Here is an 18,362-nt window from a genome sequence, read left to right as displayed (position 1 = left end):
AGGAATCGCCCCGCCAATGGCCGTAACGCCCACAGACCTTTCCGCAGCCCTCGTCATGACGCCGGTCGCGCCCGCCGACTGGCTCGTCGTGCTGCCGCCCGCCTGGTGCCTGCTGACCGGTGCGCTGCTGCTGATGCTGCGCAAGTCGCTGCACCTGCAGGGCTGGCTTGCCGTTCCGGCACTCGCCGTGCTCGTGCTGATCGACGCGGCGCTGCTGGCGCATGTCTCCGCCAATGGCCCGGTCACCATGGTGATGGGACGCTGGCTGCCGCCCTTCGGCATTGCCTTCACCGCGGACCTGACCGGCGTGCTCTTCGCGCTCGTCGGCGCGGTCGTCGCCCTTGCCGGCGCGGTGCATGCCCTGAGCGATATCGACGGCCGCGGCCGGCGCTACGGCTTCTATCCGTTCCTGCTTTTGCTGATGGCCGGTGTCTCCGGTGCCTTTCTGACCGGCGACATCTTCAACCTCTATGTCTGGTTCGAGGTGCTGCTGATTGCGTCCTTCGGCCTCATCACGCTCGGCTCCGAGCCACGCCAGATCGACGGCGCGATCAAATACGCCTTCCTCAACCTTGTTGCGACGACGCTGTTTCTCGTCACGACAGGTTATCTCTACGGCATCTTCGGCACGCTCAACATGGCCGACATCGCCGTGAAGGCGGCAGCGGCGCGCGCCGACCTGCCGCTGATGACGCTCGCCACGCTCTATCTGCTTGCCTTCGGCATGAAGGCGGCGGCCTTTCCGGTGAATTTCTGGCTGCCGGCCTCCTATCACACGCCGCGCGTCGTGGTCTCCGCGCTCTTTGCGGGGCTTCTCACCAAGGTCGGTATCTATGCGCTGCTGCGCACGCTGATCATGCTGTTTCCGGTCGAGCGCGAGGAGCTGAGCTTCGTCATCGCGCTCGTCGGCGCGGCCACCATGATTGTCGGTGCACTGGGCGCAATCGGCCAGAGCGATATCCGCCGGCTGCTCGGCTATGCCGTCATTTCCGGCATCGGCATCATGCTGGCCGGCCTGTCGCTTGGCAGTCCCGGTGGCGTCGGCGGGGCGATCTTCTACGCGCTGCACTCCATGGTCGTCATGACCGCGCTCTACATGGCGGCGGGGCTGGCGGGACGGCTTGCCGGCAGCTTCGATCTCAACCGGCTCGGCGGACTTTACACGCGCTCGGCGCTGTTTTCCGCCCTGTCGCTGGTGCTGTTCTTCGCCGTCTCCGGCCTGCCGCCGTTCTCCGGCTTCTGGCCCAAGGTCATGGTGGCAAAGGCCGCGATGGATATCGGCGCCTGGTGGCTGGTGGCGGTGGTTCTCCTCACCGGCTTCCTCACGACCATCGCCTTCGGTCGTGTCTTCGCGCTCGCCTACTGGCGCCCTGCGGCCGATGTGCTGCCGGCTGAAACCATTCCGCCGAGCGCGCTTCTGCCGCTCGCCGCGCTGACGGCGCTGACGGTGGTGTTCGGGCTCTTCCCGGATGCGCTCCTGTCGCTGGTCCAGCATGCGGCACAGGGGCTTGCCGATCCGCGGGCCTATATCGGCTCGGTCTTTCCGGGGAGGACCTGACCATGCGCCCAGCCGTCATCATCGCCGTCTTCACGGTCATCTGGCTCGCCGTCTCCGGCAGCTTCACCATCCCGAACCTGTTGCTCGGTGCCGTCGCCGGTGCGCTGTCGCTGGCGCTCATCCGCGGGCATATCCAGCCCGACGGGCGGCACATCCGGCCCTTGAAAGTGCTGTCGCTGCTGCTGCTCTTCTTCAAGGAACTGGCGCTGTCGGCCTGGAAGGTCGCGGTGCTGGTGGCGAGCCCCAGAATGGCGCTGAAGCCCGGCATCTTCGCCTTTCCGCTGACGGTCGACCGCGATTTCGAAATCACGCTTCTCGCCAATCTCATCACCTTGACGCCGGGCACGCTCTCCGTCGATGTTTCCGAGGATCGCAGAGTGCTCTACGTCCATGCCATCGACTGTTCCGATCCCGTCGGCACGCGGCGCGACATCGCCAACGGCTTTGAGAAGAAGATCCTGGAGGCCTTTCGCTGATGGGTGCTGAAACGATCGTCTCCACTGCCGCAAACATCGCGCTCTTGCTGATGTGCGCCGCCTTCTTCCTGACGGCCTACCGAGTCATCAAGGGGCCGACGCTGCCGGATCGCATCGTCGCGCTCGACATGCTGACGGGCATCGCCATCGGCTTCATCGCCGTCGTCGCCATCAAGACCGGCTTCAACCTCTATATCGACATCGCGATCGCCCTTGGCCTCGTCGGATTTCTCGCGACCGTCGCCTTCGCGCGGTTCGTCCTGACCCAGGGCATGCAGGTGGGCGAAGACAACGCGCCGGAGACAGACCTGCCCCGCAAGGGTGCGCGCCACTTCAAGCAACGCAACAAGGGGAGGGCACGCTGATGCTGGATTTCGCTCTCGCGCTTGTCGTCGGCATCATGCTGGTCGCCGGCGGCATTTTCACCTTCCTGGCGGCTCTCGGCATCGTGCGCCTGCCGGATGTCTATACCCGCATGCACGCGGCCTCGAAGGCCGGCACGGTCGGTTCGGGGCTCATGTTGCTTGCGGCCGGCATCCATTCGCTGGATGTGGCGATTTTCACGCGGGCGCTTGCCGGCTTCATCTTCTTCGTGCTGACGGCGCCGGTGGCGGCTCATCTCGTCGCCAAGGCGGCGCATGATGCCGGTTATCGCCTGACGCGCCTGACGGCAATCGACGAATTACGCGACGCGCAGAATCGCAACGCCAAGAAGCGTTGAAATTTGGTTGAAATGCCTATCCCCAGAATTTGCAGTATCCGTCGAATTTTAGTGGGAAATTCTGGCCGTTCAAAGCTATCTCCCAGCGTTTCCAAAATAATACTGGACATTGAATCGAGGAATGATATCTCAAGCAAAGTAAAGCATTCGGGTTGATTTAGCTTGTGTGCGGATTTCCTGTTTAAGTTGAATTTGAGTCGTAGTCGCGCTAGCGCGGTATATATCGCGGCCGCGGATTCAGCGGAAAACGGTCGCCGCTGTGGTGAAGAGTTATATTGACGCGAAATGCCGGTGTTTCGATGCATGTGGTCTTGGTGCGCAATAGTGCGCCGCACAATCGCTCGACGATGGCGCTTTATCCGCAATTCAAGAGCCGGGGCGATGGATAGGGCCATCGACCTTTGTGTTGTTTGACAGGAGAAAGAAATGACAGAAACTACCCTTGGTGCCGGCGGCAGTCTGCTCGTGGAACTCACCGCAGAAATCGTCGCCGCCTATGTCGGCAACCATGTCGTGCCGGTCGCCGACCTGCCGGGCCTGATCGGTGACGTGCATGCTGCGCTCAACAACACGACGGCCCCCGCTGCCGTTGTTGAAGTGCCGGTCGTTGCCGAGAAGCCGAAGCCGCCTGTACCGGTGCGCAAGTCCGTGCAGAACGATTACATCATCTGCCTGGAAGACGGCCAGAAGTTCAAGTCGCTGAAGCGCCACCTGATGACCCACTACGGCATGACCCCGGAAGAGTACCGCGAAAAGTGGGACCTGCCGGCCGACTACCCGATGGTTGCTCCGGCCTATGCCGAAGCCCGCTCGCGCCTTGCCAAGGAAATGGGCCTCGGCCAGCGCCGCAAGGCCAAGTAATTACCGAATTTTGGTTGAAGACGGAAAAGCCGGCCTCGAGAGGGGCCGGCTTTTGCGTTCAGGCCGGGATGTCGGGCGAATCGTTGCCGGGTCTACCGCGTCCCGCTCCGGTTTTTCGGAATTGTCATGAGGAAATAATGCCTATATAGGGGATTATTGTCGTAATTTTATCAAGATATTCAAGGGGTGGTTGCAGGAAGGCACTTCCTTCATCCCCGCCTGTGCTCTAGGGTGTATGAATAAATTCCTATAAACGGAGTGACCAGTCATGCACCAGTTCATCGTTCCCCATCGGCGGTCGTCCTCGGAATCGGCGCCTCCCGTCGCCCTGGCGCCGGAAACCAAGGGCCTGGAGCCGGAGGAGGACGGGCCGCGCGTGCGGCGCCGGATGAGCGGTCAGGCGGCGCCGATCGTGGTTCCGGCGGTCGCCTGCCGGATCGTGCGCCAGCTTGTGCTGGAAATGACGGCGATGGCAAGCGAACGACCGCTCTGGCGCCGTGACGGCCGCCGGTCCACCTGCCATGTCCGGCAGATCGCCATGTATGTCTGCCATGTCGTGCTGCGCCTGTCGCAGTCGGATATTGGCATCGCCTTCGGCCGCGACCGTACGACGGTCGGCCATGCTTGCAACCGGGTGGAGGACCGGCGCGACGATGTGGCGTTCGATGCCTTCGTTTCGGCAATCGAGCGGGTCGTGCAGTCGGTCTTCGGTCCGGCGGGGATCGGCAGCCATGAGTGAGGCGGACGGGAAGGGGAATGCCGATGCCCTTGCCAGGCTTCTGCGCTTTGTGCTCGCCGCAGGCGAGGTGAGGATTGTCGAGGACGATGCGCTGGTCGCAGCCGATGGCCGCGGGCAGCCGCTGGCGCCGGCCGTGTTGGCGGAGGCGCTCAGCCGCGGTCTTCTGCGACGTGACGGGGGGAGGCTGAGCCCGTTGCCGGAGGCGCGCGCCCATCTGAAGCGACGGCTTTGTGATGCGCAAACCCCTTTTGCCGGCCAGCATCGTGATATGGCCGCGGTGACCGTGCTGCGGGACGGTGTTCAGGAAAGGGCCTTCGCCAACCGGCTGGAATCGCCGTTGGCGAGCCTTGCGCGGTTGAAGGAGAAATCGGGCGAGGCCTATCTGCCGGAGGGCGCCTTCGCTGCCGGCGAGCGGCTGCATGCGGACTTCACGCGTGGCGGCCTGCAGCCGAAAATGACCATGTCGTGGGAGCCGCGTATCGCCAGCCGCCAGAAGGGCGAGGCGGGCGTGGGGCGCGACCTGACCGATACGGCGCTTGCCGCGCGGTTGCGTGTCGCCCGCGCCATCGAGGCGATCGGGCCGGAGCTTTCCGGTGTCGCGCTCGATGTCTGCTGCTTCATGAAGGGGCTGGAGACGGTGGAGCGCGAGCGTCAATGGCCCGCTCGTTCGGCAAAGCTCATGCTGCGCGCCGCACTGCTGGCCCTGGCCCGCCACTACGCGCCGCCGGCGAAGACCGCGCGGCACCGCCACGTCTGGGGAGCGGAAGGGTATCGGCCGGACCTTTCACGCTGAGTTGGCGGCTGGTCTGTTGGAGGTGATCGCGACCGGCGTCAGTGGCTGCGGGTCGAGCCCCCGGCCGGCGCCGAAGCCGCAATAGGCCTGCCTGGCAAATCCGTTGCTTGCGGACACAAAAACTTCGCGTCTGGGCTGTCGAATCCTCTTGCGGAAACACGGCAAACCACTGTTAACTTGCGGTTAACCAGTCGTTGGTTTCTCCAGCTTTGCAGGCTCTCCATGACCTTTCGGCGCAGTGCTCCCGTCGCCCTCATTCTTGCGGTCGTCGTTATCGTCGCCGGGGCGGCATTGGTCACCAGCCGGTTGTTTGCCGGGATGACCGATGCGGTCGAGGCCGATCAGTTCCGTACCATGCAGGCCATCGTCGAGACCGCGATCCGCGACGCCGAAAACAAGGCGCTGGCGCGGGCTGAGCTGATTTCCGACCTGCCGGTCGTGCGAAAACTCTTTGCGGCGGGCGACCGGACCGGGCTGAACGCCGAACTTTCAAAGATGTTTGCCGGGCAGAAGGCGCGGCACGGCGTCGACCAGGCGCAGTTCCATCTGGCGTCGCTCGTGTCGTTCCTGCGGCTGCACGACCCGGCCGCGTTTGGCGACGACCTGACCCGCTTCCGCCCGTTGGTGGTCGCCGCCAACCGCGAGCAGGTTCCGATGAAGGGTGCTGCGGTCGCCCGCAACGGCCCCGCCATTTTCGGCGTCGCGCCCGTGCTGGATCCCGCTGGCAAACATATCGGCACCTTCGAGATCGGCATCGATTACGGGCCGCTGCTCGCCGCGCTGAAGACGGCCTATGGCATCGATCTTGCGCTTTACATCGACGAGGCATTGCTGAAGGAGTTTGCGGCGGGTGTCGATCCCGAACGCCTGGGCGACCAGAACCGCGTCGGCAAATATATTCGGTTCGAGGCGACGAATGCGCAATTGATGACGGAACTGGCCCGGCCGGAGGATCTGGCGGTGGTCAACGAGCCGTTGCGCTATGTGCGCGCGGCGCAGGGCCTTGCCCGCGGCGTCGTGCTGCTGCCGATCAACAGCGCTTCCGGTACGCCGCTCGGCGTCATCGCCGCCAGCCAGGATTTCAGCGCCTCGCGCGCCGCCGTCAGCCGTTCCTTGATCTGGCAGGGCGTGGTGACCCTTATCGCCATCATTCTTCTCGCCGGCTTCATCCTTGTCGTGCTGCGTGGGTTTCTCCTGCGGCCGCTCGCCGTGCTCGGCGAGCGCTTCGAGGCCGTGGGCGCGGGCACACCGCTGACGCCGATTACGGGAACGGAGAAGTTTCCGGCGGAGATGCAGCCGCTGGTCACCTTGTACGACCGTATCCGCAGTCGCCGGACCGAGCCGGAAAAGGCATGACGATGGTCCCGCTTCGTCCCTTCCTCGTCTGCCTTGCCTCGCTACTTGCACTCTTCGCCTTTGTGACGGCAGGTTTGGCCGCCCCGCCGCTGCCGCGCGACAAGGGGCTGCCGATCACCGTGCAGGCCGGCGCCTCGGTTCTGTCGATCGAGAGTTTCGACGAGAACACCGGAACGTATCGCGCAACCGTGGACCTGCGCCTGCGCTGGAACGATTCGCGTCTTGCCGCGCCCGCTGACGCCGGAGGTGCCCCGCCGGAGACGCTGCGGGGTTCTGCGGCCGAAGCCCGCATGAAGGACATCTGGATCCCGCCGGTCCGCATCGCCAACCAGACGGGTGAGGCGCTCCGCTCGGAATATGGGCTCCGGATTTATCCCTCCGGCCGCGCCGAGCTGCTGCACCGCGTGACGGCCGATTTCACCGTCGGCGTCGATGTGCAGCGCTTTCCCTTCGACCGCCAGAAACTGACCATCGAGATTGCCGCCGACACGCTGACGACCGCCGAGATGCAATTGCGCTTCGACCAGTCGGATATCGACTTCAGCCGCCCCTCCGCCAATGCCGAGCTTGCCGGCTGGAGCATCGGCCTCATCGACCTGAAGAGCGCGCCGCTGCCGGGCTGGTACAACGGAAGCCATGCGCGCATCGTAGCCGCGCTGGATATCAAGCGTCAGCCGGGGCTCGTGGTCGCCTCGATCTTCATTCCGCTGCTGGCTTCGCTGCTCATCCCGCTGCTGGCGATCTGGCTGAACAGCATGGAAGACGGCGTCTTCCAGGTGGATACCTACGAGATGGTCAACATCATCATCGGCGGCCTCTTTGCGGTGATCGCGCTGAACTTCACGGTCTATAGCAGCTACACCGTCCTGTCGGTCGGCGACAACACGGTGAACCGGCTGTTTGCCCTCAACTATATCGGGCTCGCCTCGGCGCTGTTCGTCAACATCCTGTTCTCACGCTTCAATGTCATCGCGCGCCTGTTCGGTCCCTATGTGCAGGAGCAGGCCTATGTGACGCTGATGTGGACGATCCCGACGCTGATCCTGGTCCTGGCAACCGCCTTCATGCTGGCCGCTTACGTCTGATGTCGATCAGGCCGCCACGCGGATGGCCGCCTCTTCGCGGATGCGCTTGACCATCGAGCGCAGGCCGTTGGCGCGCTGGGAGGAGAGGTGTTCGACGAGGCCGATTTCGTTGAACGTGTCGATGGCATCGAGCGCGGCGATCTCGGAGGCGTGTTTGCCCGAATAGATGGCGAGCACGATGGCGACGAGGCCGCGCACGATATGGGCATCCGAATCGCCGTCGAAGGTCATCACCGGATCGGCGCCGCCCTCAATGTGGCTGACGAGCCAGACCTGGCTGGCGCAGCCCTGCACCTTGTTGGCCGCTATGCGCTTGTCTTCCGGCAGGTCCGGCAGCGCCTTGCCGAGTTCGATGACATAGCGGTAACGGTCTTCCCATTCTTCGAGATAGGCGAAGTCGTCAATGATCTGCTGAAGCGTGGCCATGGCATTCCGTCCTGAGCAATTCCGGTGAAGGTGCGAAGCGGGTTCAGCGGAGTTGCGGCATCCTAGGGGATTACGGTCTTCATATAGGCGAGGGCGCCGGGAATTTGAACCGGAATCCTTCACCACAAAAAGAAACGCCGTACGGAACGGATCCATACGGCGGTTGCAGGGGCAACGAGTCAGGCAGGCAGTATTTCGGAAAGTCTCAGCCCTTATGGTCGGGGCGGCGGGTCGGGATGGCGACGGTGCCGGTGATGACCTCGTCGTCGGCATCGATCGCGGCGACATCCGGAAGCGGCTGGTCGAGCGCTTCGTCCTTCGCCGGATCGGCCTTGGCGACGGCAGCACCGTCTTCGGCAAACTGTGTATCGAGGAACTGGTAGGCGATGCGCGCGCCCTCACGGGCCCGGTGGCCGAGGGCGACGAAGGTTTCAGCGCCCTTCTGGCAGACGTCAGGCTTTTCCAGGCACATCGCCGTCACGTAGCCGAACGCCTCGCTTGCGGCGGTGAAGGTGTCGCCGAGTTCGACGTTCGGCCCCTTCTCGAGCTTCGCGGAGGATTCCGCGTCGAGGAACGGGAGCAGGACGAGAACCATGGAGAACCAGAACGTTCCCTTGATCAGAAACCACATCGCTTGCCATCCTTGTTATCGGGCCTCGGCTCTTTGCGGCCTTCGGCTTGTTGGTCCTTGGCGAACCGTTGATGCGAGAATAGGAGCCGGAAGGAAATTCCCCTTTTCAAGAATCACTCAGGTTTTGCCCAGATTTAAGTAAAATGCGACCTATCTCCGACTTTACCGGCATTTGAGGCAGATTTTAGCGATTGCCGTTAAGGATGAAGGCGCGGCCACCGGACCCAAGGCGCCGGAACGCCGGGAGGTGCATTTGGGGCGGGTTGCCCCAGAGGTTAACATGAACAGAAAAATGCCGCAAAATGAGGCGCTTACACCCCGTTAACCACGCCGGACGAATGGCCGGTGGATTGCCCCGAAATGGGACTTTTGAGGCTTTTTGGGCCGGTTTCGGGCCTCGTCGTTTATTCTTTCCTTAAGTCGCCGATGCGATTTTGGGCTCACACAAAAGAACATAAACGGCAGGGTTTTGCGTTGCGCCAATTGACCACCATCGCTGACAGAATGGCAGCCCGCCTGGGCGCCGTTGCGGGCGTTGCGGGCGTGGACGCCACGGATGAGCGCCCGTCCGCGTCACTGCGCGCCACGACGCTGGCGCTTCTTGCCGCCATTCCCGGCCTGCCGCTTGCGCTGTCCGCCATCATGCCTGCCTCGGCCGCACTGCCCACCGGTGTGGCGGTCGTCGGCGCCGGTGCGCTGCTTGCCGCCGCCGCGACCTCGGTGCGCCAGCCCAAGCCGCTGAAGCCGAAGACCTTTGCCGAAGAGCTGGCCGCCAGCGCGCCGGTGCAGACCTCTCCCTATGATCTGTTTGCCGGCCTCGTGACGCTGCACGATGCGCGTGGTTTCGTGACCGCCGTGCACGGCCGCGACCGTGCAGACATGCTCGCCTGGATGCGCGACCCGATGGCGCGCGGCTATCTCGACCAGATCCACATCTCCGACCGCCTCGGCTTCCTTGCCGCGATCGATCGCCTGCGCCAGGGTGGCGTGCGCGAGACGGTGGACATCCGCATCGACCGCCCGCGCCTGGAGGCGGATGCCGAGCAGTTCATGCATATGCGCGTGGAAATGACGGCGCTGTACGGTGCCGATGGCACGCTTGCCGCCGTCGTCGCCCAGTCGCGCGACATGTCCGAAGAGGCGCGGCTGAAGAGCGAAGGTGCGCGCAAGACGGCGGAAGCCGAATCGGCCAACGACGCCAAGACGCGCTTCCTCGCCGCTGTCAGCCATGAGCTGCGCACGCCGCTGAACGCCATTCTCGGTTTCTCCGACATTCTGACCGGCGAGTATTTCGGCAAGCTCGAAAACGATCGCCAGCGTGAATATGTCGCCCTGATCCACCAGTCGGGTTCGCACCTGCTGTCGGTGGTCAACACCATGCTGGACGTCTCGAAGATCGAGGCCGGGCGCTACGAACTTTTGACCGAGCCCTTCATCGTCGCCGACAGCGTGCGGGCCTGCGAGCAGATGCTCGGCCTCCAGGCGCGCGACAAGGGCATCAAGCTGACGAGCCGCGTGCCGCGTGCCATCGGCGAAGCGGTGGCCGACCAGCGGGCGATCCAGCAGATCCTGATCAACCTCGTCGGCAACGCGATCAAGTTCACCGACCGCGGCGGCGTCGTCACCATCGATGCGGCGCGCGAGGGCAAGGACCTGCTTTTGACCGTCAGCGATACCGGTATCGGCATCCCGGCCGACAAGCTTGCGCTGATCGGCCAGCCCTTCATGCAGGTGCAGAACGAATATACCCGCAAGTACGAAGGCACGGGCCTCGGCCTGTCGCTGGTCAAGGGTCTTGTGGCGCTGCATGGCGGCAGCTTCATTATCCAGAGCCGGCCGGGCGAGGGCACCGTCATTACCATCCGCGTGCCGGCGGACGGGTCCGGCGTGATGCACGAGGACGACCACCGGCTGACCACCGCATCCACCGTTGATTTCCCGCCGCGCCTTGCAGCGGGCAGTGAGACCGTTTACGAGCCGTCGCTCGATGGCAAGGACACGACCCATGAACGCGCACGTCAGAAAACAGCCTGAGCGGCGGCCGCAAGGCCAGGCCCGCAAGGGCGGTTCCGGCAAGCGCGCGGCCGCGCCGCCGCCGCGTCGGCAAAACGTCGTCATCACCGGGCTTGTCGCGCTCGGAGGCCTCGCCGCGCGCAATCCCGGCACCGTCGGCGGCACCTGCGCTTTCCTCGTCGTGTTCTCCTTCGTGGCGGCCAACGCGCTGTGGTACCAACCGGGCGGCCATCCTGCACCGTTCCTCAAGATGCGTGCGGCCGACAATTCGCTCGGCTTCACGGCGACCAAGCCCGAACCGCACGACCAGACGACCTTCGTCATCGAACGTCTGGAAGAGGGCGAGGAACTGCCTGAAGTCACCGACGTGATGCCCGGCGAGCGGCCCTTCGACGAGGTGGCCAAGGTCATCGAGAAACGGCCGGCGCCGGTAAGCGAGACCACACAGGACGTGGCCGACCCGGTCGCTGCCGCGATCATGGAGGCCGAGGCCGATCCGGCGGTCACCTCCGCCGTGGCAAAACCGGCACCGAGCGACCTGGTGATGAAGATCCAGAAGGGGCTCAGCAACATCGCCTATACGGATATCGCCGTGGACGGCCTGATCGGTGAAAAGACCCGCCTGGCGATCCGCCATTTCGAGAAGCACTACCGTCTCCCGGTGACAGGCGAGCCGAACACGCAGGTGCTCGCCAAGCTGAAAGACATCGGCGCGCTGTAATGCGCGCATGCGACCAAAGTCGTACGACTGCAACGCACACATCTACCGGTTGCTTTTAAAGGAAGCATTAACCATGCCTGCCGGATAATCTTCCGATTGCCGGGAGGATTGTCGAGCCATGTCCAACGCTGCCTTGCGTGAGACTGCGGATACTTTTGAAGATGACGCACCGGCCGATGCCGGGGCGCTGCGCCGGGTCGTGGGCGGGCTGGCCGCCGAGGCTTCGGATCTTGGCCTGCATCTGGTCGATATTGCGGGTTCCATTCAGGATACGGCCGCGCAATCGCGCGAACATGCCGGCCTCTTCACCCGACTGACCCAGTCGGCGACGGCGATTGCCAGCACCAATGGCGACATTGCCCGCACGCTTGGAGAAACCGACCAGCTGGCCGCGAGTGCCCGCAAGGTGCTGGGCGAACAGGCGGTGCAGCTCGACGGTTCCATTGCGGCCATCGACCATATGGTGACGGCCTCCAACGAGATCGGCACGGAGATTTCCGCCTTCTCCCGGGCGCTGGCGGATGTCGGCCGGCTGGCCGATGCGATCGGCACTATCGCGCGGCAGACCAACCTTCTGGCGCTCAATGCCGCCATCGAGGCGGCGCGTGCAGGCGAGGCGGGCAAGGGGTTTGCGGTGGTCGCCGCGGAGGTGCGCACACTGTCGCTGGAAACCTCCAGCACGACGGCCTCGATCCAGAAGACGTTGCAGGAACTGCGCGCGCGCATCGACCGGCTGGAAGCGGCGGGCGAGGGCGCACGCGTATCGGCAGAGGGCGTGAAGGTGACGGCGTCGCAGGTGCAGGGCTCGTTTGCCGGCGTGGAGGCGGTCATGTCGAAGATCCTCGACAGTGCGTCCTCGCTCGCGGCCACGACAGGCGCCGTCGACAAGGAATGCAGCGAGTTCGCCCGGTCGATCGGTGCAGCCTCGACGGAGATCATCCGCTCCAACGAGGTGCTGCAGAAGGCCTCCGGCAAGGTCGGCGAAGTGGTGACCATCTCCGAGCGCATCATCCAGGCGACGGCGAGCGCGGGGATCGCGACGCCGGACAGTCCCTATATTCGCCTGGTTCAGGCGTTGGCTGACGAGGTTTCGGCACGTTTTGCCGGTGCAGTGCTGAGCGGCGAGATCGGCATGGAGGCGCTGTTCGACCGGCAATACCGGCCCATCCCGGGCAGCGATCCGGTGCAGATGATGACGCGGTTCACCGACTTTACCGATCGCGTTCTTCCGGCAATCCAGGAGCCGGCCGCCACGCGCGACCAGCGCATCGCCTTCTGTGTGGCGGTGGACGAAAATGGCTACCTGCCGACGCACAACCGCAAATTCGCCGAGCCGCAGCGGCCGGGCGATCCTGCCTGGAACACCGCGAACTGCCGCAACCGCCGCATCTTCAACGATCGGGTGGGGCTGGCCGCCGGCCGCAACACACAGCCATTCCTCCTCCAGACCTATCGTCGCGACATGGGCGGTGGGCAGTTCGTGCTGATGAAGGACATTTCCGCGCCCATCACCGTCAATGGCCGGCACTGGGGCGGTCTGCGGCTGGCGATCCGCGTATAGATCTGGCGATTGCCCCGGCACCCGGCGCGGTGTATGCCGCGACCATGCGTCTTCGCACCGATATTTTCGTCTCCGCCCTGATGCGCCGTGTCTTCGCCCGCGGCGATTTTGCGGCTGTCGAGGAGAAGGGCGCGGAGGAGGCGGGGGCGGTGTTCGTCCGGCAGGTTTTTCGCGACGGGTCGGAGACCCTCTATGCCCCGGCGCCGCAGAGTTTCTTCGACGCGGAGGAGAGCGGCCAGCGGCTGTTCGAGACGCGGCTGAGCGGGGTGGACGCGGCCGCGGTTTCTGCGGCGATCGACCGGGAGCGGCGCTTCGATAGCGACCTCTGGGTGGTGACGGTCGAGACGGACGATCTCGGTGACCTGATCGATTTCGGCGCGGCCGAGCCGAAGGATGACGGGTTCTTTCGCCGTTAACCGCTTTGAGAAATTCGTCGGCACCGGCCGCATTTGAAACGGATTCTTTGCCGATAGGACTTTAAGACGTGGCCACGTCAATGATGGACGCCCGACAGGAATGACCAAGTACTATATCCAGGTCGACATGACGTCGACGCTCCTTGCCAGGCAGGCAAACAGCCAGTGGATTGTTGCGCCCGGCGTTTCGATCGCAACCAAGGGTACGGCCGTCGATGCCGCCGGCACCTATACCGGCCGCTCTCTGGTGTTCGACGGCAAGGTCACGTCTTCCGCCGGCAATGGCGTGGTTCTGGGCTCCACCGCCATCAAGGCGAATGCCGGCGACGTTACCATCAAGGCGAACGGCGTTGTCTCCGCGAAGCTGGTCGGTCTGACGGCGAGCGGGGCGGATCTGGTCCTTACCAATCACGGCACGCTGTCCGGCGGCACCTATGCTGGCGTCTTTACTGGCGAAGGCCTGAATTTCACCAACCGCGGATCCGTGTTGTCCAGCGCCGTGGGCGTCAAGGCGAGCGGCGATAATGCGCTCGTCACCAACCATGGCACGGTGAAGAGCGCCGGCGATGCGGTGATCGCATCGGGCGTGAAGACGATCGTCACCAATTACGGGCTCATCCAGTCGACGGCGGATGACGGCATTCGCAGCGCCGGCCTGAAGGCCACCGTGACCAACAGCGGCACGGTCGATGCCAAGCTCGATGCAATCACGGTCACCGGCGCGAACGCCATCATTACCAACAACGGCAAGGTCGTCTCGCGCGGCGACGAAGGAATTGTCGTGACGGGCGCTAACCTCGTCATGTCGAACAACGGCACGATCACCGCCGCCCGGGATACCGTGCGGCTGGATGGTGCGAACGCCAATTTCGCCAACCACAAGACGATCACCTCGACTATGGGTGACGGCATCGACGTCGGTGGCGCGGGCGCACGGATCACCAACAATGGCATCCTGAAGGGTGCATCCGGCATCTTCATCGACGGCGCGAATGCGACGCTGACCAACAATAGCGCCGTGACGGCGACATCGGGTGTTGCGGTGTCCCTGCTGGGCAGCGGCAAGAACATCTTTTCCAACAATGGCTCGCTGACCGCCGACAGCCTTGCGCTGAAGGGTGGCAGCGGTGTCGAGGCCATTACCAACAACGGCACGATCCGCGGCAATGTCGATCTCGGTGCCGGCAACGACATCTTCGACACACGCGGCGGCAAGGTGATCGGCTCGGTGGCGGGCGGCAAGGGCAACGACACCTATCTCGTCGCCGATGCGGCCCTGAAACTCGTCGAGAAGGCGGGCGAGGGGATCGACACGGTGCAGTCGTCGGTGAGCTACAAGCTCGGCGCCAATCTCGAAAAACTCATCCTGCTCGGCACCGCCGGCATGAGCGGCACCGGCAATGGCCTCGACAACGTGATCATCGGTAACAGCGGTGGCAACACGCTCGCCGGTGGGGCCGGCAACGATATCCTCGTCGGCCGCAAGGGCAACGACACGCTCATCGGCGGCAGCGGGGCCGATGTCTTCATCTTCTCCAGGGGCTCGGGCAAGGACAGCGTGACGGATTTTGCGCCGGGCACGGACCGCGTCGATTTCTCCGGCCTTGCGGACATCACCAGCTTTGCCGACCTCGTGAAGAACCATGCGGTGCAGAGCGGCGACGACGTGCTGATCCGCGCCGGCAACGATGTGCTGACGCTGAAGCATGTCGATCTCTCCGATCTTTCGAAGGGCGACTTCCTGTTCTGACTATCCTGTTCCTGCGGGAACAGCCGGCAGGCGGCCGACATGGGAAAAGGGAGGCACAGGCAACGGCCTGTGAAGCCCTGGAGAAACGCCCATGTTTATCGTGCTGCCTGCCCTTGCACTGCTGATTTCGGGAATGTTCGTCGTGACCATGCTGGCCGCGCTCTCCGCCGAGCGCAACGAAGGCGCGACGGTTCGCCTGCCGGCCAAGCGCCGTATTTTCTAACAGAACTGGATTTCAACCGACGGCGCGTTGCCGTTTCGTCACGGAGGACCTGTCATGGTGATCCTGCCCGTTCGCCTGCGCGTCGTCGCCATTGGCCGCCTTCGGCAGGCCGTTGCCGTTCGTGTAGCTGTCCGCCCTCTGCCAGCTTTCGACCCTGAGGATCGCCTCGGCGGGGTCTAGCGTCGACAGCAGCGCTTCCGCGCCGCCCGCGGCAAGATGCGGATAGATCTTTTCCAGAATGAACGCGCTGTCTGCTTCGGGCAGGTCGAGCGCCACCAGCGTTTCGGCAAGCTGCCGCCCGGAAACATCGAGCAGGATCCGCTCCGAAAGCCATTGGCTGGAGGCGAGTGCATCGGCGAGCGTCACCGCCAACATCCCGATTTCCCCACCGCGCGCAAAACGCACGAACAGCACCTGATGCATTTCTGTTGCCGGCTCGAGCCCGGCAGGCGCTTCGGCCGCAGGCGTTGCGGCACGAACGAGGGCGCGCAGCTCCTCGCGCATCCGTTCTTCCCGCTCCAGCCTTGCCGCTTCCGCGAGAGCCAGTTCCCGGTCTTCGCCGGTGCGGCGGCTTGCATGGTCCTGATGCGTGCCGACCAGCGCCTCGATGATGGCGGGTGAAAGATCGTCCCGCCGGCCGATGGCGTGGGCATGCTCTGGACCGGACGCGCGCAGGATGCGCATCAGCGTCGCATCGGGGATGGCCTTCGAGCCCATGAGGAATATGGCGGCGATGCCGATCGGCTGTCGGGCGATGAAGAGGGCGGTGTCGTCGGGGATCTGCGGGCAGCGCGACAGGGCGGCGACGGCCTGCCGGCGCGCTTCCTCGGTGGAGGCGTCATAGAGCGGCGCGAACAGTTCGCCGAACTGATAAAGATCCGACCGGGACGGAAAACGCAGGCTCTCGAAGCTGGAAACCGTGGCCATCAACACGATGTCCTTCGGCCGCCCCGCCTGCGGTCTCTCCAATTCGCGAAACCTGTCCGCCACAAAACACCCGTCATCCCCGGAACGGCAGCCCCTTGCCGATCCCCATTGTCGTTCATGAAAAATAGAGGAAAAGCGTTAGCGAGCCGTTAACCTTGCTCGCGCGGAAACGGCAATGTTTACAAAGCGCTGCCGCATGAGTTGCAGGCCGTGCCTTCGCTGTCGGCGTGCCGCATCAGGACGCCTATCCGGTAAGCGCCTGTGCCATAGGGAACTGCGCGCATGCGATCTTCAGGCTAGTGTTAACAGCATGTTAACCCGATAGTCGTTAGTTTTAGGGACATGGATCGGCTCGTCTAATTCGATGGACGTGGTATGATTCGGGTGTTGGAACGGCGGTCCGCCAAAGGGCGCCGCTGGTTCGATGGGAAAGGTGCGATGGTCCGGATACCGGACGGTCCCAGACAATTTCTCGTGAATGGGAAACTTTTGGACCCGTATCGCCGTTTTCCACCTGTATGCGACTGGGATGACATCAGCTCATGTCGCAGCCGGGTGACGACGGAACCGGATGCACCGGCCCGGAAACGGGCAGGGTGAGATTGTAGGAGTACTTCATCCGTCTCGATTCTTCTTTTGGAGGCGAGAATGGCAGACGTAGTACGATTAAAGGAATGGCTCGCGCGAACCACCAGACGCGACACCATTCGCCGCGAGGCCCCGGCCCAGGTGCTTCTGTTCACCGGCGTGCGCTATGAGCGCCTGACCCCGGCCATGCTTGCCGCGCGCAGCAAGGCCGCGAAGACGACCGCCCCGGATACAGCCCGCCGGCCCTGATGACGATTTCGCCGATCGCTGCGGTCGCAGCGTTTGGATTTGCGCGCTGATGGTCGCGGCGCATCTACGATCGCAGGGAAAACCTGCTCTTCGAACTCCAGGCGAGCTACTTCCTTATTGTTGTTCTGCCGGAAACGACTCGCAACTGGCATCCGCCAGGAAGGCATTTGCCGCGTTCTCGCGGCTTCGCGTGGGCACGAAAGTGCGCAGCACGGCGTAACCTTCCTCGCCGCGCATTTCGACCAGGATCGACTGTTCCAGCTCCTGCGGCACGGCCTTGCGGATGCCGATGAGCTGGATCGGCGTGGCGATCAGCGTGTCGAGCGCGCCACTGACGGAGGTGCGGTCGTTCATGCTGAAGACCTCGTTGGAGGCTTCGTCATAGACGACGAGCGACCAGAACGGCACTTCGCCCGCCGCAAAAAGGCGGATCGGGCCGTTTTCCACCGAGAAGGTGCAGACGGCGGTCTTCATGGCCGGATCGTCGTTGATCGGCGCCAGCGTATCACCGGTGTTTCCCAGCGGGAAGAAGCGGTTCGCCTCGCCGAAGCTCTGCACGCGCGTATAGGCGTCGCGGCCGGTAAAGCTCGGCAGGGAGAGGATGATGACGATGTGCAGGAGTGCGGCGCCGACGAGGCCGACGGCGATGGCATAGAGCAGACTACGCATCGGCGCAGTCCAGCCGGGTGATGCCGGGCATGGTGAGGTCGATGACGCCGGAACTGCCGGCCGTCGGCGTGTCGAGCAGGGTCATGACCAGCAGGAACGGTGCCTTGCCCTCCGGCACGGCGAGCCAGTTGCCGGGCGTGGCCGACGCGGCGATGCGGATCGAAAAACTGCTGTCGGCGCTGCGCAATACCGACCAGGCGTTGATGCCGGTCGGCAGGCCGGGCAGCGTGCCCGGCAGCGGGTTGCCGTTGCGGTCGGCCGCATGCAGCGTCCAGAGGCGGGCAGGCGGCGTGATGCCCTGGATTTCATACCGGCAATTTTCGACAAGCGAGCGGTTCTCGCTGTCCTTTGCTGCGGTGAAGGTGAGACCCTCGGCGGCGCCGAGCAGCAGCTTGCCGTCGCGTGCGCGGTGCGCCTTCGCATAGGGGTCGGCGTCGATCGTCTGGGCGGCCGGGAAGGCGGTCCACGGCCCGAGCGCAATGGCGCCGAAGCCGACCGTCGCCCTCAGCGCATAGATCGAACTCAGGATGCCGAGGCCGAAGGCGACGGCGAGCGCTGTAGCGATGACGAGGGGTGTACGGAACAAGGGCAATCGACCG

General features: G+C 64.1%; 21 protein-coding genes. 16 read left to right on the top strand and 5 right to left on the bottom strand.

Going from position 1 to position 18,362, the window contains the following annotated elements; genetic code table 11:
* Positions 1-4: 4 nt before the first annotated feature.
* From BSY16_RS09480 to BSY16_RS09440, 9 genes are all read left to right on the top strand, one after another.
* Entirely contained in the window at positions 5-1,558 is a 1,554-nt protein-coding gene (locus BSY16_RS09480; RefSeq protein ID WP_502696005.1) for a Na+/H+ antiporter subunit D, read from the top strand.
* Positions 1,559-1,560: 2 nt separating this feature from the next.
* Positions 1,561-2,034: a Na+/H+ antiporter subunit E gene (locus tag BSY16_RS09475; RefSeq protein ID WP_069059431.1), complete on the top strand. Its 474-nt coding sequence runs from the start codon at positions 1,561-1,563 to the stop codon at positions 2,032-2,034.
* The gene (locus BSY16_RS09470) at positions 2,034-2,399 is read left to right on the top strand and encodes a cation:proton antiporter (protein WP_069059430.1); all 366 of its coding nucleotides are present in this window, start codon (positions 2,034-2,036) and stop codon (positions 2,397-2,399) included. Before BSY16_RS09475 ends, BSY16_RS09470 begins: the two co-directional genes overlap by 1 nt.
* Positions 2,399-2,755, top strand: a complete 357-nt coding sequence (gene mnhG / locus BSY16_RS09465) for a monovalent cation/H(+) antiporter subunit G (RefSeq protein WP_069059429.1) — start codon at positions 2,399-2,401, stop codon at positions 2,753-2,755. The genes BSY16_RS09470 and mnhG overlap by 1 nt, the downstream gene beginning before the upstream one ends.
* 426 nt (positions 2,756-3,181) lie before the next feature.
* Positions 3,182-3,616 (top strand): Ros/MucR family transcriptional regulator, encoded by a 435-nt coding sequence (locus tag BSY16_RS09460; RefSeq protein WP_069059428.1) that lies wholly within the window; start codon positions 3,182-3,184, stop codon positions 3,614-3,616.
* Between the two features lie 268 nt (positions 3,617-3,884).
* Complete coding sequence (locus tag BSY16_RS09455) at positions 3,885-4,355, top strand: helix-turn-helix domain-containing protein (protein WP_353652374.1); 471 nt, start codon at positions 3,885-3,887, stop codon at positions 4,353-4,355.
* Positions 4,348-5,148, top strand: a complete 801-nt coding sequence (locus BSY16_RS09450) for a DUF6456 domain-containing protein (protein WP_069059427.1) — start codon at positions 4,348-4,350, stop codon at positions 5,146-5,148. The genes BSY16_RS09455 and BSY16_RS09450 overlap by 8 nt, the downstream gene beginning before the upstream one ends.
* Before the next feature lie 222 nt (positions 5,149-5,370).
* The gene (locus BSY16_RS09445; protein WP_069059426.1) at positions 5,371-6,504 is read left to right on the top strand and encodes a cache domain-containing protein; all 1,134 of its coding nucleotides are present in this window, start codon (positions 5,371-5,373) and stop codon (positions 6,502-6,504) included.
* Positions 6,501-7,589 carry a ligand-gated ion channel gene (locus BSY16_RS09440; protein WP_069059425.1) on the top strand — a complete coding sequence of 363 codons (1,089 nt, stop codon included), beginning with the start codon at positions 6,501-6,503 and terminating at the stop codon, positions 7,587-7,589. Before BSY16_RS09445 ends, BSY16_RS09440 begins: the two co-directional genes overlap by 4 nt.
* Positions 7,590-7,595: 6 nt before the next feature.
* Here BSY16_RS09440 and BSY16_RS09435 read toward each other — a convergent pair whose 3' ends face one another.
* Both BSY16_RS09435 and BSY16_RS09430 read right to left on the bottom strand, forming a co-directional pair.
* Positions 7,596-8,015, bottom strand: coding sequence for a SufE family protein (locus tag BSY16_RS09435; protein ID WP_069059424.1), 420 nt, complete (start codon positions 8,013-8,015; stop codon positions 7,596-7,598).
* Positions 8,016-8,220: 205 nt separating this feature from the next.
* Positions 8,221-8,646 (bottom strand): DUF5330 domain-containing protein, encoded by a 426-nt coding sequence (locus tag BSY16_RS09430; protein ID WP_069059423.1) that lies wholly within the window; start codon positions 8,644-8,646, stop codon positions 8,221-8,223.
* A gap of 504 nt (positions 8,647-9,150) precedes the next feature.
* Between BSY16_RS09430 and BSY16_RS09425 the strand changes: the two genes are divergently transcribed.
* The 6 genes from BSY16_RS09425 to BSY16_RS32710 all read left to right on the top strand — a co-directional run bounded on the left by BSY16_RS09425 (position 9,151) and on the right by BSY16_RS32710 (position 15,330).
* A complete protein-coding gene (locus BSY16_RS09425; protein ID WP_069059422.1) occupies positions 9,151-10,680 on the top strand; it encodes a sensor histidine kinase in 1,530 nt (509 codons plus the stop codon).
* Positions 10,652-11,380, top strand: coding sequence for a peptidoglycan-binding domain-containing protein (locus BSY16_RS09420; protein ID WP_069059421.1), 729 nt, complete (start codon positions 10,652-10,654; stop codon positions 11,378-11,380). The genes BSY16_RS09425 and BSY16_RS09420 overlap by 29 nt, the downstream gene beginning before the upstream one ends.
* A gap of 118 nt (positions 11,381-11,498) precedes the next feature.
* On the top strand, positions 11,499-12,941 hold the full coding sequence (locus tag BSY16_RS09415; protein WP_069059420.1) for a methyl-accepting chemotaxis protein: 1,443 nt from the start codon (positions 11,499-11,501) through the stop codon (positions 12,939-12,941).
* 44 nt (positions 12,942-12,985) lie between these two features.
* Complete coding sequence (locus BSY16_RS09410) at positions 12,986-13,357, top strand: DUF1491 family protein (protein ID WP_069061460.1); 372 nt, start codon at positions 12,986-12,988, stop codon at positions 13,355-13,357.
* A gap of 100 nt (positions 13,358-13,457) precedes the next feature.
* A complete protein-coding gene (locus BSY16_RS32355) occupies positions 13,458-15,107 on the top strand; it encodes a calcium-binding protein (RefSeq protein WP_069059419.1) in 1,650 nt (549 codons plus the stop codon).
* A 91-nt stretch (positions 15,108-15,198) separates the two neighbouring features.
* Positions 15,199-15,330, top strand: a complete 132-nt coding sequence (locus BSY16_RS32710; protein ID WP_276508797.1) for a hypothetical protein — start codon at positions 15,199-15,201, stop codon at positions 15,328-15,330.
* Between the two features lie 12 nt (positions 15,331-15,342).
* Here the strand turns inward: BSY16_RS32710 and BSY16_RS09400 are convergent, their stop codons facing one another.
* Positions 15,343-16,257 carry a hypothetical protein gene (locus tag BSY16_RS09400; protein ID WP_150129915.1) on the bottom strand — a complete coding sequence of 305 codons (915 nt, stop codon included), beginning with the start codon at positions 16,255-16,257 and terminating at the stop codon, positions 15,343-15,345.
* 648 nt (positions 16,258-16,905) lie between these two features.
* Between BSY16_RS09400 and BSY16_RS09395 the strand changes: the two genes are divergently transcribed.
* Positions 16,906-17,094, top strand: coding sequence for a hypothetical protein (locus BSY16_RS09395; protein WP_069059417.1), 189 nt, complete (start codon positions 16,906-16,908; stop codon positions 17,092-17,094).
* Positions 17,095-17,208: 114 nt separating this feature from the next.
* On the opposite strand, the gene BSY16_RS09390 is transcribed toward BSY16_RS09395, so the two are convergent.
* Together BSY16_RS09390 and BSY16_RS09385 are read right to left on the bottom strand one after the other, a co-directional pair.
* Positions 17,209-17,763: a DUF1254 domain-containing protein gene (locus BSY16_RS09390; protein ID WP_069059416.1), complete on the bottom strand. Its 555-nt coding sequence runs from the start codon at positions 17,761-17,763 to the stop codon at positions 17,209-17,211.
* Entirely contained in the window at positions 17,756-18,349 is a 594-nt protein-coding gene (locus BSY16_RS09385; RefSeq protein WP_069059415.1) for a DUF1214 domain-containing protein, read from the bottom strand. The genes BSY16_RS09390 and BSY16_RS09385 overlap by 8 nt, the downstream gene beginning before the upstream one ends.
* Between the last annotated feature and the right edge of the window lie 13 nt (positions 18,350-18,362).

This window comes from Sinorhizobium sp. RAC02, assembly GCF_001713395.1.
GTDB lineage: Bacteria > Pseudomonadota > Alphaproteobacteria > Rhizobiales > Rhizobiaceae > Shinella.
The sequence above is the reverse complement of the archived record's forward strand: the minus strand, read 5'-3'. Positions and strand labels throughout refer to the sequence as shown.

Bases quoted from the DNA above. Each gene is read 5' to 3' on its own strand.
- BSY16_RS09390 (WP_069059416.1), bottom strand. From the start codon at position 17,763: ATGCGTAGTCTGCTCTATGCCATCGCCGTCGGCCTCGTCGGCGCCGCA.
- BSY16_RS09470 (WP_069059430.1), top strand. From the start codon at position 2,034: ATGGGTGCTGAAACGATCGTCTCCACTGCCGCAAACATCGCGCTCTTG.
- BSY16_RS09460 (WP_069059428.1), top strand. From the start codon at position 3,182: ATGACAGAAACTACCCTTGGTGCCGGCGGCAGTCTGCTCGTGGAACTC.
- mnhG (WP_069059429.1), top strand. From the start codon at position 2,399: ATGCTGGATTTCGCTCTCGCGCTTGTCGTCGGCATCATGCTGGTCGCC.
- BSY16_RS09445 (WP_069059426.1), top strand. From the start codon at position 5,371: ATGACCTTTCGGCGCAGTGCTCCCGTCGCCCTCATTCTTGCGGTCGTC.
- BSY16_RS09440 (WP_069059425.1), top strand. From the start codon at position 6,501: ATGACGATGGTCCCGCTTCGTCCCTTCCTCGTCTGCCTTGCCTCGCTA.
- BSY16_RS09425 (WP_069059422.1), top strand. From the start codon at position 9,151: ATGGCAGCCCGCCTGGGCGCCGTTGCGGGCGTTGCGGGCGTGGACGCC.
- BSY16_RS09420 (WP_069059421.1), top strand. From the start codon at position 10,652: ATGAACGCGCACGTCAGAAAACAGCCTGAGCGGCGGCCGCAAGGCCAG.
- BSY16_RS09410 (WP_069061460.1), top strand. From the start codon at position 12,986: ATGCGTCTTCGCACCGATATTTTCGTCTCCGCCCTGATGCGCCGTGTC.
- BSY16_RS09435 (WP_069059424.1), bottom strand. From the start codon at position 8,015: ATGGCCACGCTTCAGCAGATCATTGACGACTTCGCCTATCTCGAAGAA.
- BSY16_RS09415 (WP_069059420.1), top strand. From the start codon at position 11,499: ATGTCCAACGCTGCCTTGCGTGAGACTGCGGATACTTTTGAAGATGAC.
- BSY16_RS32710 (WP_276508797.1), top strand. From the start codon at position 15,199: ATGTTTATCGTGCTGCCTGCCCTTGCACTGCTGATTTCGGGAATGTTC.
- BSY16_RS09450 (WP_069059427.1), top strand. From the start codon at position 4,348: ATGAGTGAGGCGGACGGGAAGGGGAATGCCGATGCCCTTGCCAGGCTT.
- BSY16_RS32355 (WP_069059419.1), top strand. From the start codon at position 13,458: ATGACCAAGTACTATATCCAGGTCGACATGACGTCGACGCTCCTTGCC.
- BSY16_RS09475 (WP_069059431.1), top strand. From the start codon at position 1,561: ATGCGCCCAGCCGTCATCATCGCCGTCTTCACGGTCATCTGGCTCGCC.
- BSY16_RS09430 (WP_069059423.1), bottom strand. From the start codon at position 8,646: ATGTGGTTTCTGATCAAGGGAACGTTCTGGTTCTCCATGGTTCTCGTC.
- BSY16_RS09395 (WP_069059417.1), top strand. From the start codon at position 16,906: ATGGCAGACGTAGTACGATTAAAGGAATGGCTCGCGCGAACCACCAGA.
- BSY16_RS09455 (WP_353652374.1), top strand. From the start codon at position 3,885: ATGCACCAGTTCATCGTTCCCCATCGGCGGTCGTCCTCGGAATCGGCG.
- BSY16_RS09400 (WP_150129915.1), bottom strand. From the start codon at position 16,257: ATGGCCACGGTTTCCAGCTTCGAGAGCCTGCGTTTTCCGTCCCGGTCG.